Origin of the sequence: Qipengyuania aquimaris, assembly GCF_020171965.1 — a bacterium.
In the GTDB taxonomy this organism is placed as follows: domain Bacteria; phylum Pseudomonadota; class Alphaproteobacteria; order Sphingomonadales; family Sphingomonadaceae; genus Qipengyuania; species Qipengyuania aquimaris_A.
Map to the genome: position 1 here is coordinate 854,783 of NZ_JAIUZK010000001.1, position 14,929 is coordinate 869,711.

Annotated in this window: 14 protein-coding genes and 1 tRNA gene; 4 read left to right on the forward strand and 11 right to left on the reverse strand. The window is 63.6% G+C overall.

The window, feature by feature from the left end; genetic code table 11:
• Positions 1–194 precede the first annotated feature (194 nt).
• Positions 195–1,373 carry a TetR/AcrR family transcriptional regulator gene (locus tag LCM24_RS04130; protein ID WP_224802862.1) on the reverse strand — a complete coding sequence of 393 codons (1,179 nt, stop codon included), beginning with the start codon at positions 1,371–1,373 and terminating at the stop codon, positions 195–197.
• Between the two features lie 121 nt (positions 1,374–1,494).
• Positions 1,495–1,570: transfer RNA gene (locus LCM24_RS04135), tRNA-Lys, on the reverse strand.
• A 114-nt stretch (positions 1,571–1,684) separates the two neighbouring features.
• On the opposite strand from LCM24_RS04135, the gene LCM24_RS04140 reads away from it, so the two are divergent.
• A complete protein-coding gene (locus LCM24_RS04140; RefSeq protein WP_224802863.1) occupies positions 1,685–2,266 on the forward strand; it encodes a putative colanic acid biosynthesis acetyltransferase in 582 nt (193 codons plus the stop codon).
• On the opposite strand, the gene folK is transcribed toward LCM24_RS04140, so the two are convergent.
• The 4 genes from folK to LCM24_RS04160 are packed head-to-tail and all read right to left on the reverse strand — an operon-like array spanning position 2,223 to position 4,921.
• On the reverse strand, positions 2,223–2,720 hold the full coding sequence (folK, locus tag LCM24_RS04145; RefSeq protein ID WP_224802864.1) for a 2-amino-4-hydroxy-6-hydroxymethyldihydropteridine diphosphokinase: 498 nt from the start codon (positions 2,718–2,720) through the stop codon (positions 2,223–2,225). The genes LCM24_RS04140 and folK overlap by 44 nt on opposite strands.
• Positions 2,707–3,129 (reverse strand): hypothetical protein, encoded by a 423-nt coding sequence (locus tag LCM24_RS04150; protein ID WP_224802865.1) that lies wholly within the window; start codon positions 3,127–3,129, stop codon positions 2,707–2,709. The genes folK and LCM24_RS04150 overlap by 14 nt, the downstream gene beginning before the upstream one ends.
• Before the next feature lie 2 nt (positions 3,130–3,131).
• Entirely contained in the window at positions 3,132–4,007 is an 876-nt protein-coding gene (aguB, locus tag LCM24_RS04155; protein ID WP_224802866.1) for an N-carbamoylputrescine amidase, read from the reverse strand.
• Between the two features lie 8 nt (positions 4,008–4,015).
• The gene (locus tag LCM24_RS04160; RefSeq protein ID WP_224802867.1) at positions 4,016–4,921 is read right to left on the reverse strand and encodes a class I SAM-dependent methyltransferase; all 906 of its coding nucleotides are present in this window, start codon (positions 4,919–4,921) and stop codon (positions 4,016–4,018) included.
• A 101-nt stretch (positions 4,922–5,022) separates the two neighbouring features.
• Here LCM24_RS04160 and msrA point away from each other — a divergent pair, with 101 nt between their 5' ends.
• Positions 5,023–5,562 carry a peptide-methionine (S)-S-oxide reductase MsrA gene (gene msrA, locus LCM24_RS04165; protein WP_224802868.1) on the forward strand — a complete coding sequence of 180 codons (540 nt, stop codon included), beginning with the start codon at positions 5,023–5,025 and terminating at the stop codon, positions 5,560–5,562.
• A gap of 281 nt (positions 5,563–5,843) precedes the next feature.
• Positions 5,844–7,652 (forward strand): hypothetical protein, encoded by a 1,809-nt coding sequence (locus LCM24_RS04170; RefSeq protein ID WP_224802869.1) that lies wholly within the window; start codon positions 5,844–5,846, stop codon positions 7,650–7,652.
• 2 nt (positions 7,653–7,654) lie between these two features.
• Here LCM24_RS04170 and LCM24_RS04175 read toward each other — a convergent pair whose 3' ends face one another.
• A complete protein-coding gene (locus tag LCM24_RS04175; RefSeq protein ID WP_224802870.1) occupies positions 7,655–8,902 on the reverse strand; it encodes an RsmB/NOP family class I SAM-dependent RNA methyltransferase in 1,248 nt (415 codons plus the stop codon).
• A gap of 56 nt (positions 8,903–8,958) precedes the next feature.
• On the opposite strand from LCM24_RS04175, the gene LCM24_RS04180 reads away from it, so the two are divergent.
• Entirely contained in the window at positions 8,959–9,117 is a 159-nt protein-coding gene (locus LCM24_RS04180) for a DUF1674 domain-containing protein (protein WP_224802871.1), read from the forward strand.
• A 135-nt stretch (positions 9,118–9,252) separates the two neighbouring features.
• Here LCM24_RS04180 and LCM24_RS04185 read toward each other — a convergent pair whose 3' ends face one another.
• The 4 genes from LCM24_RS04185 to LCM24_RS04200 are packed head-to-tail and all read right to left on the reverse strand — an operon-like array spanning position 9,253 to position 14,805.
• On the reverse strand, positions 9,253–10,653 hold the full coding sequence (locus LCM24_RS04185) for a cytochrome P450 (RefSeq protein ID WP_224802872.1): 1,401 nt from the start codon (positions 10,651–10,653) through the stop codon (positions 9,253–9,255).
• A gap of 48 nt (positions 10,654–10,701) precedes the next feature.
• Entirely contained in the window at positions 10,702–11,724 is a 1,023-nt protein-coding gene (hemH, locus tag LCM24_RS04190; RefSeq protein WP_224802873.1) for a ferrochelatase, read from the reverse strand.
• Positions 11,725–11,734: 10 nt separating this feature from the next.
• A complete protein-coding gene (locus tag LCM24_RS04195; RefSeq protein ID WP_224802874.1) occupies positions 11,735–14,059 on the reverse strand; it encodes a xanthine dehydrogenase family protein molybdopterin-binding subunit in 2,325 nt (774 codons plus the stop codon).
• Positions 14,038–14,805, reverse strand: a complete 768-nt coding sequence (locus LCM24_RS04200; protein ID WP_224803461.1) for an Mrp/NBP35 family ATP-binding protein — start codon at positions 14,803–14,805, stop codon at positions 14,038–14,040. The genes LCM24_RS04195 and LCM24_RS04200 overlap by 22 nt, the downstream gene beginning before the upstream one ends.
• Positions 14,806–14,929: the final 124 nt, after the last annotated feature.

Below are 14,929 nucleotides of genomic sequence, written 5' to 3' on the forward strand. Positions count from 1 at the left end.
TTCTCTCCCCGGGCAAAATTGACCACGCAAGGGAGAGCGAGGGATCGGCAGGCGTCCTCTCGCCGGCCGAACCGATTTCTGTTATTTGCCTCTCCCCGGCATCAGCATACTGCGGGTGTGAAAATCAAAAAACAAGCAGAATTTATCGCCTAGAAGCAGGGCCGACAAGGAGCGTTGCCAAAACGCCACCGTACTTAAATTGCGAAACCCCTGAACAGGCGCTCCATGACAAGGGTGATGTTCCGCTCGTTCGGCTCGCAGCGATACAGGCGCGCAAGATCATAGGACGAGTTGGCGCCGACCGAGAGATATTGCGCGGCGATAAAGGGATCGACATCGGTTGCCTGCCCACGCCTGTGCGCCGCAACCAGTTCGGCCACAAACCACCTGTCCAAGGGGGCGGCCTTGCCAATGATGGACATTCGAAGATCACGCGGAAGGCCGGGCAAGGCCGAGGACCGGATTATGGGCATCTGCTGCCGCATCTGGATGGAAATGATCGAACCGACGACCGTCGCTATCCTGTCGAGCGGTTCGCAAAAGCGCACGCTGGCCTCGCGCTGCAGCTGGCTGACCCTCGCGTAGCTTTCTTCGAAGCACTGCTGGACGAGCGCGATTTTTTCCGAATTGTGATGGTAGAAGCTGCCCTTGGTCAGGCCTAGCCGGGCCGCGATCTCGTCGATCGAAGTGCCTCTGTAGCCACGTTCGCACACGAGTTGGGTCGCGGTCCGCAGGAAACCGTCGACCCTGCCGATGTCCGATCCGGGATCGGATTCCGCGTCTTCTATCCTCTCCCATTCGAATGATGCACCCTCCTGCGCGATACCGTCACACAGCACTCGCGCGAGATCGCTCGCCGCTTTCGGAAATTCCCACTCGCTGAAGTGATCGATCCACGCAGGAATCCAGAACAGGTTCTCAAGAAGTATCTGCGCCGGGAGGAACGGCATCTCGTCGGGGATTTCGACATCGTGGCTTGCAAATAATTCGCTTGCCTGGCGCAGCACTTGTTCGAACCGCGCTCCGACACGCGAGCGCCGCTCCTTGCTGAGCGTCCGGACCTCACCGAACTGCGGTTTCCGGCTCGATTGCCCCTCGTTCTCCTGCGCCCAGTGATCGATCTCTATCCGGCACAGGGCTTCTACGGCTTGCTGGAGGGTGCGGCTGTCGCGCACCCTGTCGAAACCCTCGCCGACTTCCTCCAGCCGTTCTAGGTATATCGCCTCGGCCAGCGCCTCGCGGTTCTTGAAGTAATACCTCAGGCTCGAAGGCTTGAGGTCGACCGTTGCAGCGATCTGGTTGAGGTCGAGATCGGCGATGCCGCCAACGGCGAGCGCCTCTGCCCCAGCCTGCAAGATCCGCGAACGTTTCATGCAGGTCTTTTAAGAGCGTGCGGCCGGAAGGCAAAGCCCATCGGCCGGGCTGGCTCAAGGACATTCCCTCGGGGCCATTGTCCGCGCCCTCGGAGAGGTTTGCCGGAGGTAAGGGAAAAGGTGGTGAGCCGTGCTGGGTTCGAACCAGCGACCTACTGATTAAAAGTCAGTTGCTCTACCGACTGAGCTAACGGCCCGACCACGAGGGCCACCTAGGCATGCTATCGCGGGTGGTCAAGCATGGTTTCACCTGTCATCAATCCGAGCGCGAAATTAGCCGCAAGACGGCAAGCAAATGGAGCAAATGCAGCTTGGAACCCCTCGACGCCCGAACCTCTCGAAGCCGTGACGGAGGACCATCCTTCTCGCTCGGCTCGCGCGTGCTGCGGGCAATCTGGTCGGTCTGCTGGCTGTTGCTTGCGCGCTGGACACCGCCACCGCTGCATGGCTGGCGCGCATTCCTGCTGAAGAGTTTCGGGGCGAGGCTTGGACCGAATTGCCGCGTCCATGCGAGTGCGCGGATCTGGTGGCCGGGAAACCTGCACTGCGGGTCATCGGTCCTGATCGGCCCCGGGGCAATCATCTACAATCAGGGCCGGATCACGATCGGTGAAGGCTCGATCATTTCGCAGCGGGCACACCTTTGCGCCGGCACGCACGACATCGACGACCCGCACTTCCAGCTGGTCCTTGCCCCCATCGACATCGGATCATCCTGCTGGGTCGCAGCCGAGGCTTTCGTGGGGCCCCGGGTTTCCATGGCCGAGGGATCCGTGCTCGCCGCCCGGGGCGTTCTGTTTGCCGACGCCGAGGCGTGGACCGTCTATTCGGGAAATCCCGCCACCGCCTTTAAGACGCGCGCGCCGCAAGCTGGCGCACCGTCAGACCGGTAACCGGGTCGCGCCAATCGGGCGCAATCGCCGCCGCTGGCTGGAGGACGAACCCGCGGCCGCGAAACAGAGGATGGGGAATGGCGAGGTCCGGCGAAGACCATTCGCCGCCGCTCCACAGGATGATGTCGAGATCCAGCTGCCGCCGGCGCCACGGCGCGCCGGTGCGCCGACGGCCGTATTCGCGCTCGATTTCCTGTAAGAGGTCGAGCATCTCTCGAGGCCTTTCCTGCGAAGCCACAATGGCCGCACCGTTGGCGTATTCGCGCTGGGATGGACCGATCGGCCGGCTGCGCAGGAGAGGCGAGAAGCCTTCAACGACGAGACCGCGCCTCTCGAAGTCGGAGCGGACCTTTCCCAAAACCCGCCGCGGTCCACCGACCCCGGGCACGCGCATGTTCGAACCGAGCGCAATCAGATAGCGGTGCACCCCGCCCTCCATTTCAGAAGATCGCATTGGCCGCTTCTTTTGCGGAGAAGTCGCCAAGCGTCACCCTGCGCCGACGCTTGATCAGTCCTTCTACACCGACGCTGAACGGCACCTCGATATCCTGGCTATAGTTGGACGCCCGCACCTGGACGCAGAAGGACTTGTCGGAGGCGCGGTGCGTGATGATGGCCGCCGCGTGGATCAGCCCGCTTTCCGCCCTCGGACGCAGCAGGGCGGCGAGGCGATCCTGCACCCCCTCCTTCCCGTCGATGGGCGCGAGGTCGAGCACGGCCAGATTGTGGATGACGCCGCTGGCCCTCAGCTCGAACATCAAGGGGAAGAAATGGCCGTCCTTCTCGATCCGGGCCACCGCCGCTTCGAGTGCGGAGGTGAACAGTCGGTCAAGCTGACCCTGGTCGATGCCCCCATCACCCAAGGTCAGATATCCTCGCAAATCCGGGAATAGAGCTGCGGCCTGCGGTCGCGGAAGAAACCCATTCCCGCACGATGGGTCGCGGCGCGATCGAGGTCGAGCGTGGCCACCAGCACCCCGTCCTCGTCGCTCCCGAACTGCTCAAGCAGGTCGCCCCATTCGTCGCTGATAAAGCTGTGTCCGTAAAAGCTTTGCTGGCGGTCGTCGGGCCCTTCGTGGCCGATCCGGTTCGCCGCTGCGACGGGCATGCAGTTCGACACGGCATGGCCGATCATGGCCCGCCGCCACATGCGGCTGGTGTCGAGATCGGCATCGTAAGGTTCCGATCCGATTGCCGTGGGATAGAGCAGGACTTCGGCGCCCTTCAGTGCCATGACGCGGGCACATTCGGGATACCACTGGTCCCAGCAGATGCCGACGCCGATCCGGGCAGTTCCGCCAGTGCAAGGCACATCCCAAACCTTGAACCCGTCGTTCCCGGGCCGGAAGTAGTACTTTTCCTCGTACCCCGGGCCATCGGGGATGTGGCTCTTGCGATAGGTCCCCATGATCACGCCATCGGGCCCGATCATCGCCAGCGTGTTGTAATAGTGGTGCCCGTCACGCTCGAAATAGCTGGTCGGGATCGCCACCTTCAGCTTTGCCGCCAGCTCCTGCATGGCGAGGACCGAGGGATGCTCCGCCGTCGGGCGCGCGCGGGCGAACAGCGCTTCGTCCTCTTCGCGGCAGAAGTACTCGCCCGCAAACAGCTCGGGCGGCAGGATCACCTGCGCGCCCTTGCCTGCCGCCTCCTCCACGAGCGCGGCCACGGCGGCCACGTTCTCGCTCTCGTCCTTGCGGGCAAGGGCAAGCTGGAGGACGGCGACGGTCAGCTGGCGCATGGCGGGCCTCAGGGACGCTTCTTGAACAGGAGCGTCATGCGGTCGCTTTCGCCCTTGTCGGCGAGATCGGCGCGCTTGGTGCTCTGGACCGGCGGCATTTCCCACACGCCGCCTTCATGGTCGGCACTATCCATGGGGTTGGCGTTGATCTCGCTCGAAGCGACGAGGTCGAAGCCGTTGAGGCGCATGAAATCGACGACGTCCTGCTGGCGCAAGTACCCCTTAATGCCATTGGCATAGGACCAGGGTGCATCGGCTTTCGCGCGGTGCTGGACCACGCCGAGATAGCCGTCGTCCTTGAGCAGTTCGCGCATGGCGCGGATCTCGGTATCGGCAATGCCGGCGCGGGTGATGCCGTGGAGGCTGCGGATGACGAGGATCCGGTCGAACGTGCCCTTCTGGTCATCCGGGATCGTCTCCAGCGTCATGCCGGAGAAGTTGTCTGCGGCGAGCCCGGTATAGCCCGCCAATTCCTCGCCGAAGCCGGCAACTGCGGCACGGATGCGGTCCTGTCGCTCAGCATCGCTGGTTGCGTTGAGCGGGTTGGCATAGAGGCCGACCAGTTCGCCCTCGCCGCCGAGATAGTGGCCGAGCAGGCGCGAATACCAGCCGCCGCCGGGGGCGTATTCGCCCACCTTCATGTGCGGGCCTACGTGGAAGAACGCGAGCGTTTCGGCTGGGTGGCGGAACGCGTCGCGCTGGCTGTCTTCGGCGCGGGTGGGATGCTGGATGGCACCCGACAGGGCCTCGCCGTGGTGCTTCATGAAGGTGGCGGTGTCTTTCACATGCTCGGCCATATCGTGGCCGGCGTGATGACCCATGTGCTCTCCCTTGCCGTGACCGTCGGCAATGGCAGGCGCTGCGATCGCCAGGGTGGTCGCGGCGGCAGCGGCGGCAAGCAGTGTACGCATCATGTCTCTCCTTGAAACTGTTCCGCGCCTCCTGCCTGCACACGCACTGGATGACAAGCGGGGAGAGGCTTCCTATCTCGCAGTCCAACAAGGAGAATGACTACATGGCGCAGCAACAGGCGATTGTCGCAGGCGGGTGCTTCTGGTGCACCGAAGCGGTGATGAAGGACGTGATCGGCGTGAGCGAGGTCGAGAGCGGATACATCGGCGGCGACAAGCCGAACCCCACCTACAAGGAGGTCTGCACCGGTACGACCGGCCATGCCGAAGGCGTGCGCGTCACCTTCTACGACGAACAGCTTGCGCTCGCTGATCTCTACGACGTCTTCCTCGGCACGCACGATCCGACCCAGCTCAACCGCCAGGGCGGCGACATCGGCACCCAGTACCGCAGCGCCATCTTCCCCCTCGATGACGACCAGCGCGCAGAGGCCGAAGCGGCGATCCAGCGCTGGAACGAGGACCACGCCGGCCAGAGCGCGGTGACCACGATCGAGACCGGCGAATGGTACCCGGCAGAAGACTACCACCAGGAGTATTGGGACGGCGAAGGCCAGCGCAATCCCTACTGCCTCGCGGTCATCCCCCCCAAGCTGATGAAGCTGAGGAAGAGCTTCCAGAAGTACCTCAAGCCCGAAGCCTGAGCCCCTCATTCCCGCTGTAGGACGCAGGTAGGATTGCCCCCTGCCTGCCCTACAGAGTGGAACGGGTGGAACACGGTCCTGGGGGAGAAGCTTTGGACCCATAGTCCGCCTTTCCCAAGATCAGAAGCGTGATGAGTAGAAGGATTCCCGGCGAGGTTCGCAAAAGGACATAATTCGCCAGATTAGGAAAAGAATTTCTCGCTCCATCCCGCCAAATGTTGCAGACTTCATTATTTCGGTGGAATAGTGTATGGGTCATTTCGGATAATCAGGGGGCGATTATGCGAAATAGAGATGTTTTTATTGGAGCAGCATTCTTGCTCGGGATGAGCAATGCCGCGATGGCGGATACCGGACAGGTGCCGGGCTCTAACCCCTGTTCCTCGGAAAACCCGGAATTGTGGTCTTGCCTGGCCCTGCTCGAGAAAGCTCAGATGCAGCTACAGGCCCGTATCGACAATCTCCCGGACGATAGCGCCGAGAAAATCGTGATCGAAGAGGGAAAGGCGCCGGTAGACAACGCGGTGACCACCCTGAGGGACTTTGCGAAGCGCTCTGAAACTCTTACGAATGTCGAGAAGCGAAAGGCCGCGGCCATCGTGCGTCGGGATGCATCCTCGGATCCGGCCATAAGAGCGTATGAAGATATGCTCGTCAAAGAGCTCACCCAACAGGCGGATGCGCTTACTGCAGAGGTAAAGACAGCTCGTGCCGCCGGCTTCCGGTATGCGCAATTAGCCCAAGATCAGGGAGCCGTGGTTACAGACCTTGCAGCAAGCGCGGCCGACGAAACCAAACCCGAAATTCTGGACGGTTGCCGGTCAATGGTCGCTGATCCGGCAATCGGGCTGGACGTCGGCTCATGCCAAGTCTTGGCGCCCGAATTAGCGAACCAGTCCGTAATTCCAAGGGAGCTTCCCGGCGCGGACGTCAAGATACCTGGGAGTGTCCTTACACCCCTAGGCCTCACAGCGCTTTTGGAAGGCGCGGAATCCGGCGGTGAGGTATCGTTATCCTTCTCAGACAGTTGGAACTTTCGACGGTTCGGCGCACGCTCCCAAGGGGCTGAGAACCCTTTCGTTCAACAAGCGGGCTATTTCAGTGCCAGCGTGGGTTTGAAGGCGGGCGACGGCACCCTGTTCAAACGGAACACATCCCTCGACACGGCCGATCAGATCGGCAGTAAGGCAGCTTTGACGGCCTCCTTATCTGCTAATTTCTACTCATCAGAACGGCGCAAGGTGTGGCAAGCCCGCGCCGAAAAAGTGTCAGCAGACGCGGTGAAAGCTTGCGAAAAAGCGCGCAGCCTCGCTTCCAATTCCAGCCCCACCGATTGCCAGGGCTTGTCGCTCACCAATTGGGTTTATGCGCGCGACGACAAAGGCAAGCTGGTCAACGAAGACATCGCCAACCAGGTTACTGCCCTTTATTTCTCTGGCAGGAAGCCAATACCCAGGTGGGGTGTGGGCGTGAACGTCGAATTGGGCCGCTCTTCGCACGAGTACCTGCTACCTGATCTGTTTCTTGCGAACTTCGCCGGGAAGTTTGACGATGCGTTCAAGGAGAGCGCCCTGCAGCGCCAGTCCGAATGGGTATCGGAGGTATCCCCCTACGCCTTTGTCAGGCTCACGCCCGCGGATTCGAAATTCGGAATTTCGCTCATACCTTCATATTCGATCGCGAAAACGCTCGGCTACTCATCGTCCTATCAAAGACCGCTTTTCTGTCCGGGTATCAGTGCGGATACCCCATTCACGACCAATGACTGCGCAAGGTTCAACGGGAAAGAACCCGATCTGCAAACCGTGGAGACGATCGCGCTGGAGATGAGAGCAGCCTTTCCAGAGTGGGGCGGCGTCAACCTGATTGCATCACCGAAAGTGAGCTGGAATGACAAAGACAGGCTGAAGGACCAGCCGTGGCTGGTGACCCTTCCCGTACTTGCATTCACGGATGCCGACAAAACTTCCGCCGTTGGTTTTCGCATAGATTGGGCATCCGGCAAGGAAGATGCCGAAGGTCTGGATCAGGACGACGACGTTTCGGTGAAGCTCATCTATCAGAAATCGTTCAATCTGACGGGCAAGTAACGTTACTGCACCCGCCAGCGCGCGATGAAGAAGCCGTCGAGGCAGCCGTGGTCCGGCAGCATTCCGGGATCGGTGCGCAGCCAGCCTGCGGGGGTGGGTGACAGGCCCTCGGGCAACTCTTCCTGCGTGATCGGGTGCGGTTGCAAAGTCACGCGTTCGGCCTGCGCTTCGCCTTCCTCACCCTCCAGCGAGCAAACGGCGTAGACCAGCGTGCCGCCGGGCTTCAGCCAGCCTTGGGCGCGCTCCAATAATGCGGACTGAAGCTCGGCCATTTCCTCGATCTGGCGCTGGCCGATGCGGTGGAGCACGTCAGGGTGGCGGCGGCAGGTGCCGGTTGCCGTGCAGGGAGCATCGAGCAGGATCGCGTCGAACTGGTGCTTGGGCTCCCACGCCAGCGCATCGGCGCGCACGGCTCCGGCCTTCAGCCCGGTGCGCTTCAGGTTCTGCTTCAAGAGGTCAAGACGGCGCTTCGAAATATCGAGCGCGGTGACCTTCCACCCTTGCGCTGCCAGCTGCAGGGTCTTGCCGCCCGGCGCAGCGCACAGGTCGAGCACGTGACGGCCTTCGCCTTCGCCCAGCAGGCGCGCAGGCAGAGAAGCGGCAAGGTCCTGCACCCACCATGCCCCGCCACCGTCTTTAGTGCCGAAGCCCGCCAGCTTCTCGACATTCTCACCGCGCGGCAGGCGCAAATGGCCGGGCATCAGGCTGTCGGCGGCAAGCTTCGCCTTGAAGATCTCGGTATTGCCCGCATCCTTCAGCGTCAGGTCGAGCGGGGGCGGTTCGGCGAGGCCGATGGCGATCGGGCCTGCTCGGTCTCCCCATCGCTGGGCCACATCGGACGGCAGCGTCGGCGCTACGGGCAGCGTCAATTCCTGTTTCGTCAGCGTCGAGAATACGCCATGCGCCAAGCGGCGCGGCCCACCGGCCAGCAGCGGCAAGCCCGTCGCCAGCACTGCGTGCGGCGGCGTGTCCAGCCGCAGCCACTGGGCCAGCATCATGCGCAGCACCATGCGCGCCTTGGCATCGCCTGGCAGGTTGCTCTTCGTCGCGCTGTCGATTGCCGCATCGAGATCGACCATCCAACGCAGAACCTCGCTCGCGATGGCGCGCGCAAGGGCCTTATCCTCGAACTTGCGCACGTCCTTCGTGGCCGCGCCAAAGGCGGTGTCGAGCGTCTCGCCGCGGCGCATGATTGCATCGAGCAGGCGAAGCGCGGCCTTGCGCGCATGAATTCCGGGGGGCTGTGCCATGGGCGAAGCGCCTACCCGCTCTTGAAACCGTGCGCCAGCCTGCGCATTTCATATGCATGACCAAACGCGCGACCAAGCGGCCCGAGAAATTCGAGAAGCCCGAACACTGGAGCAGCGAACCGCCGCCCAAGCCCGAGAAAGGCGAGGTCGACGAGGACCTCAGCCCGACCCGCTATGGCGACTGGGTCAAGGACGGCATCGCGATAGATTTTTAGTGGTAGCTCCGTGATGGAGAGCCGGCCCGCTTCTTGCGGGCCGCAAGGGCGACCGCCCGCCCGCAGGCGCCCGTAGCGTAGCGGAGGAACAGCGCCGAGGACGCACCCGCGGAGGCGGGTGCGACACAGAAACCTTCAAATCTTCTTCAGGACCACCTTCAGCCCGTCCTTGGGCTTGGGGATCGGCCAAGCCTGCCAATCGGGATCGCCGCCGGCCAGTTCGATACGGTAGCGCGGCAGCATCTGCGCCATCAGCACCTTCACCTGCATATAGGCAAAGTGCAGGCCCAGGCACATGTGCGCACCGCCGCCGAAGGGGATCCAGGCGTATTTATGACGCGCCTTCACCGCTTCGGGCGTAAAGTGCATCGGGTTGAATTCGTGCGGCGTTTCCCAGTGCTCTTCCTCGTGGTGGACGAAGTGGGCATTGATCCCGACATGTGCGCCCGCCGGAATGCGGTATCCGCCATATTCGAACGAGCGTAGCGCCCGCCGCGGGGTCGAGGGCACGGGCGGCACCATGCGCAGCGCTTCCTTGAACGCCATTTCGGTGAGTTCGAGCTTGCCGAGATCCTCGTAGGCAAGATCGCGCGGCTTGCCCGACGCGCCTAGCCCGCCGGTCACGCTTTCGATCTCCTGCCGCAGCTTTTCCTGCCATTCGGGGTTCTTCGCCAGCAACCAGACAAGCGAAGTCGCGCTGGAGGTGATCGTGTCGTGCGCGGCCATCATCAGGAAGTTCATGTGGTCGACAACCTCGTCCACCGGCATGAGCGAACCATCCTCATATTCCGCCGTGGCGAACTGGCTGAACATGTCCTGCCCGCCCCCTTCGGCGCGACGGCGATGGGTTTCCTTTGTAAAATAGTCGACCAGGAATTCGCGGCCCTTCACGCCCTTGCGCATGAGGGTGAAGGGCAGCGGCTTGCGCACCGGGGCGACACTGGCCTGCACCATGTAGACGAAGGCCTCGTTGATGCGGTCGGCTTCCGGCCCCCACGGGATGCCGATGAAACTGTCTGCCGCGAGGTCGAGGGTCAGTTCCTTGATGGCAGGATAGAACTGCAGGCTACCTGCGCCCCATTCCTCCATCCGCTGCGCGATGCCGCGGTTGAGGCTGCCGGAATAATGGCGCATGGGGCCGGGCTTGAACGCGATGGAAAGCGCGCGGCGGTCGACGCGGTGATGGTCGAAATCCATCAGCATCAGCCCGCGCGGGAAAAGCTGGTCGAGGATCGGCCCCCAACCCTGTTCGCTGCTGAATAGCTTCTGGCGGTCGAACAGCACCAGCTCGTTCGCGTCCGCACCGATCAGCGCGATATTCCAACCACCGAAAGCCTTGTTCTTGTAGACACGGCCATACTTCTCCACCGCGCGACGCGTGAAGCCGTGCGGATCGGCCAGCATCTTGAAAGTGTTGCCGACGACCGGCCAACCGCCCTCTCCCGGAATATGCGCCAACTCGTCGGGCGAAGGATTGCCTTCGGTCCAGTGAGTGGGTGCGATTTCAGCCGGTTGGTGCGGTGCGAGGGTGGCCATAATTAGGTTGCTCCTGACTACTTACCTCCTTGTAAGTAATCGCGCAGCCTAAATCCAGCCCGACAATTCCCTGCGCAAGATATGCTCCAGCATGTCGAGCCCGGCATCCGACGCATTGAGGCAGGAAAGGGCAGCGAATTGCTCGCCTCCCGCCTCGGTAAACTGCTCCTTGCCCTGGATCGCGAGCTCTTCCAGCGTCTCGAGGCAATCGGCCGAAAAGCCCGGCGCCGCGATGGCGAGGCGCTTGGTCCCGGCCCTTGCTTCTTCTTCCAGAACAGCATCCGTCGCAGGCTCCAACCACTTGGCGGGACCGAAGCGCGACTGGAACGTCGTGCGGAAACGAAGGCCCGTCCCGGCTAGCTTTTCCTGCAGGAGACGCGAGGTCTTGTGGCAATGGCAGTGATAGGGATCGCCCAGTTCCAGCGTGCGCTGCGGCATGCCGTGAAAGCTGAGCAACAGCACTTCCGGCTCGAACTCGAGCGCGTCCAGCTGGCGGGTCAGATCCGCCACCAGCGCATCGATATAGGCCGGGTCGTCGTGATAGGGCGGCAGGGTCCGCAAGCTCGCCTGCCAACGCATTTCCCGCAGCTTGTCCGCAGCCTTGTCCACAACCGTCGCAGTCGTCGCCCCGCTATATTGCGGGTAAAGCGGGGCAAGGAGGATGCGCTCGCATCCCTCGTCCATCAGCGCCTGTATCCGCTCGGGTATCGACGGCGTGCCGTAGCGCATGGCCCAGTCGACGATCACGCCATCGCCCAGCCGCGCCTGCATCGCTTCGGCCTGCTTGCGGGTGATTACCGCGAGCGGAGAGCCATCCTCGGTCCAGACCTGCGAATAGGCATGCGCGCTCTTCTTGGGACGCGTGTTGAGGATGATGCCCCGCAGGATAGGCTGCCAGGCGATCACGGGGATCTCCACCACGCGGCGGTCCGACAGGAATTCGGCAAGGTAGCGCTTCACCGGGCCTTTCTCAGGCGCGTCGGGGGTGCCGAGGTTCACCACCAGCACGCCGACCTTGCCCGATTTCACGGGCGGATGATCATGGGGAAGTTTCTGATCCTGCCAGGTCAAAACGAACCTCTCACAAACCTTCTGACAACAACGGGAGGCGCCGCATCCTCAGGCCGGTCGCCGCAAACAGGGCGTTGGCGATGGCGGGCGCCGCCACGGCTACACCAAGTTCTCCCGGATCGAAGGGTTCCGCATCGCTCGAAATGAAATCGACCACTATGTCCGGGCAATCGGCAAGGCGCGGCAGGCCCAGCGCCCCCATGTTTCGCGGCACCGGGTGGCCGTTTTCGAACCTGACCGAAGAACCGAGCGCCAAGGAAAGTCCGAAGACCAGTCCGCCCTCGATCTGCTGGCGGGCAATGTCGAGATTGACGATCCTGCCGATGTCGACCGTGGCGGACAGTCTTGTCACCCGCGCACCGCCGGCGCCCATCCCCGCCTGCGCGACGCAGGCGATATGGCCTGCCGTCTGCGGATCGTTGCCCATGCGCACCATGGCCACGCCCTGCCCGCTACCCGAGCGCGCGCCGTCCCATTCGCCCAGCCTCGTCGCACGGCGCAGGCATTCCGCCATGCGCGGCGCGCCGCCTAGCAACGCCATGCGATACAGGAAGGGATCGCGTCCTGCTTCGACAGCCAGTTCGTCGATGAAGCATTCGGTGAAGAACGCCGTCATAGCCTCCGCCCCGCCGCGCATCCGCGTGACGGGAAGGCGAATGCTGGCCGGGACGTGGTCGACTGCGACGTCAGAGATGCCGTAGGGCGGCATCCCTCCAGCCACTGCCAGCGCGTCCGCTTCGCCCCGGCTCTCCGCACGCGCCGCCTCCGGCACGAGGTTGTCGAACAGGCGGTGTCCCATCTCGCGCATGAAGGGCGGCGTCGTGATCCGCGCCCGCCACGCCAGCGGCTGGCCGTCCGCGCCTGTCACAGCGGCCATGTCCGCCGTTGCCGGAGCGCGCGGAGGGACCGCCTGCAAGTCCTGCACCCTCGACCATGTCAGCTGGACGGGCCGCCCGATCTCCGCCGCGATCTGGGCGATTTCGATGGCGTGCTGTTTTTCCAGCCGCGCATCGAAACTGCCCCCTGCGGCCACCGGATAAAGCACAACGTCCTCGGCAGAAATGCCGATCGCCTTTGCAGCCGCCTCGCGCGCCAGCGAGGGCACCTGCGAGGCCATCCACAATTCCAGCCGCCCGTCGACAAAGCGAGCCGTCGCGCTCGCCGTTTCGAGCGGGGCATGGACCGCAGGCGCTATCTCATAACGGCGGACAAACGGCGCGTTTTCCAGCATCGCGTCGGGATCGCCGACTTCGACGATCCGCTCTGCCAGTTCTTCGCGCTGCTCCGACGCGCGTTCGAGATCGGTGTCGAGTACGGCCTGTTCGAGTGCGCCGGGACCGGTGAAATGGGCGCGCATCCGTGAGAGCGCCTGGTCCGCGATCCACCAGCTTTCCGCGACGGCGGCCAGCCAGCGCTTCGATTTGACAACCCCGACCAGCCCGCGCATCCCCGCAACCGCATCGGCGTCGAAACGGAAGAGTTCGGGCAGGCCGACCGGGCCGTGCCGGATGGAGGCGAAGACCATGCCGGGCAGGCGGATGTCGCCTGCAAACAAATGGCTGCCGTCGACCTTGGAGGGCAGGTCGATGCGCGGGAAGCTGGTCTGCGCATCCGCTTCGCCGAATACGGGCTGTTCGAACGCTGCTTGTGGGCGCAGCGGCGCGGGATCGGGCGGATCGAGTTCGCGGGCCTCGTCGACCAGTTCGCCGAACCGCAGCGCGCCTCCGGTGGCGTGGCGCACGAAGCCGTCTGCAACCTCGCATTCCTCGGGCACGACGTCCCAGCGCTCGGCAGCGGCGCGCACCAGCATGTCGCGCGCGCTGGCGGCAGCGATGCGCAGGGGCATTTCGTAGGCTGCAAGGCTGGTGCCGGCGGCGGTCGCGTTAAAGGCCTGCGCGGAAGCGAAGCGGTCGACCAGCCAGGCATCGGGCGTATCGGCCAGCGACGGGAAATTCGCCCACAAGTGTGCCCAGTCCGCGGCCAGCGGCAGGTTCGGGAAGAGGCCGGAAGGCATGACCGGCTCCGCCCCGACCTGGCGCCAGTCCGCGCCCAGTTCGACTGCGGCGATCTGGGCCAGCAGGGTGGTCACGCCCTGCCCCATTTCAAGCTGGGGAATAGCGACCGTCACCACGCCATCGCGGCCTATGGTCAGCCAACCCCCGAAATCTGCCTCGGCTTCTCCCGGGACCAGGGTGGTGGCGTAATTTCGCGGCCAGAGCGTCCAGGCGACCAGCAAGCCGCCAGCCGCAGCGCCGCCGACCAGCAGCTGGCGGCGGGAGACATCGGGCAACTTGACCCGGTCCTTGGCAGAGATCAGCTTCTCGCGGAAATCCATTCGGCCAACCTGTCGGCGATTGCGTTGAAAGGGGCTGCCAGCTCGGTGTCTCCGGCAGCCGGGGGATCACCCGCATCGCTGCCCTGCCTGATCGCAAGGTCGAGCGGTATGCGACCAAGGAACGGCAGTTCCAGCCTCTCCGCAGCAGCTTCCACACCGCCCGCCCCGAACGGGTCGGATACCTCGCCGCAATGGGGGCAGGCATATCCTGCCATGTTCTCCACCAGCCCGATAACCGGAACCCCGGCCGCCTCGAACAGCTGTCCTGCGCGCGCGGCGTCGATCAGCGCGAGATCCTGCGGTGTCGAAATCAGCACGGCGCCGGCCGGCTTGTATTTCTGCAGCATGGTTAGCTGAACATCGCCCGTGCCCGGCGGCAGGTCGATCAGGATGACTTCGCGGTCGCCCCAATGCGCGTCGATCATCTGCGACAAAGCATTGCCGACCATCGGCCCGCGCCACGCGATCGCGCGGCCCGGCTGGACCAGATGCCCCATCGAAAGCATCGGGATGTCGAACCGGCTTTCCACCGGCACCAGCTTGTTGTCGCGTGCTTCGGGCTTGGCATCGGCAGTGCCGAAAATCACCTGCTGCGACGGGCCGTATATATCGGCATCGACGAGCCCGACCTTCGTACCGCGACGGGCCAAGGCGATGGCGAGGTTCGCCGTGAGCGTGGATTTGCCAACGCCGCCCTTACCCGATCCGACAGCGATCAACAGCGGTGCGCTGCGTTCTGCCGTCATGACGACGCGCACTTCTTCTACATCGTCGCGTGCGGTCAGGCGCTGGGTGATGTCGCGCTCCAGCGCGGCGCGCTGTTCCTCGCCCAGCCCTGCGGCATCCAGCACCAGTGTCGCGCGCCCTTCC

Excerpts from the sequence above, each read along its gene's own strand:
- LCM24_RS04130 (WP_224802862.1), bottom strand. The coding sequence starts at position 1,373 with ATGAAACGTTCGCGGATCTTGCAGGCTGGGGCAGAGGCGCTCGCCGTT.
- folK (WP_224802864.1), bottom strand. The coding sequence starts at position 2,720 with ATGCGATCTTCTGAAATGGAGGGCGGGGTGCACCGCTATCTGATTGCG.
- aguB (WP_224802866.1), bottom strand. The coding sequence starts at position 4,007 with ATGCGCCAGCTGACCGTCGCCGTCCTCCAGCTTGCCCTTGCCCGCAAG.
- LCM24_RS04160 (WP_224802867.1), bottom strand. The coding sequence starts at position 4,921 with ATGATGCGTACACTGCTTGCCGCCGCTGCCGCCGCGACCACCCTGGCG.
- msrA (WP_224802868.1), top strand. The coding sequence starts at position 5,023 with ATGGCGCAGCAACAGGCGATTGTCGCAGGCGGGTGCTTCTGGTGCACC.
- LCM24_RS04170 (WP_224802869.1), top strand. The coding sequence starts at position 5,844 with ATGCGAAATAGAGATGTTTTTATTGGAGCAGCATTCTTGCTCGGGATG.
- LCM24_RS04175 (WP_224802870.1), bottom strand. The coding sequence starts at position 8,902 with ATGGCACAGCCCCCCGGAATTCATGCGCGCAAGGCCGCGCTTCGCCTG.
- LCM24_RS04180 (WP_224802871.1), top strand. The coding sequence starts at position 8,959 with ATGACCAAACGCGCGACCAAGCGGCCCGAGAAATTCGAGAAGCCCGAA.
- LCM24_RS04185 (WP_224802872.1), bottom strand. The coding sequence starts at position 10,653 with ATGGCCACCCTCGCACCGCACCAACCGGCTGAAATCGCACCCACTCAC.
- LCM24_RS04195 (WP_224802874.1), bottom strand. The coding sequence starts at position 14,059 with ATGGATTTCCGCGAGAAGCTGATCTCTGCCAAGGACCGGGTCAAGTTG.
- LCM24_RS04200 (WP_224803461.1), bottom strand. The coding sequence starts at position 14,805 with ATGACGGCAGAACGCAGCGCACCGCTGTTGATCGCTGTCGGATCGGGT.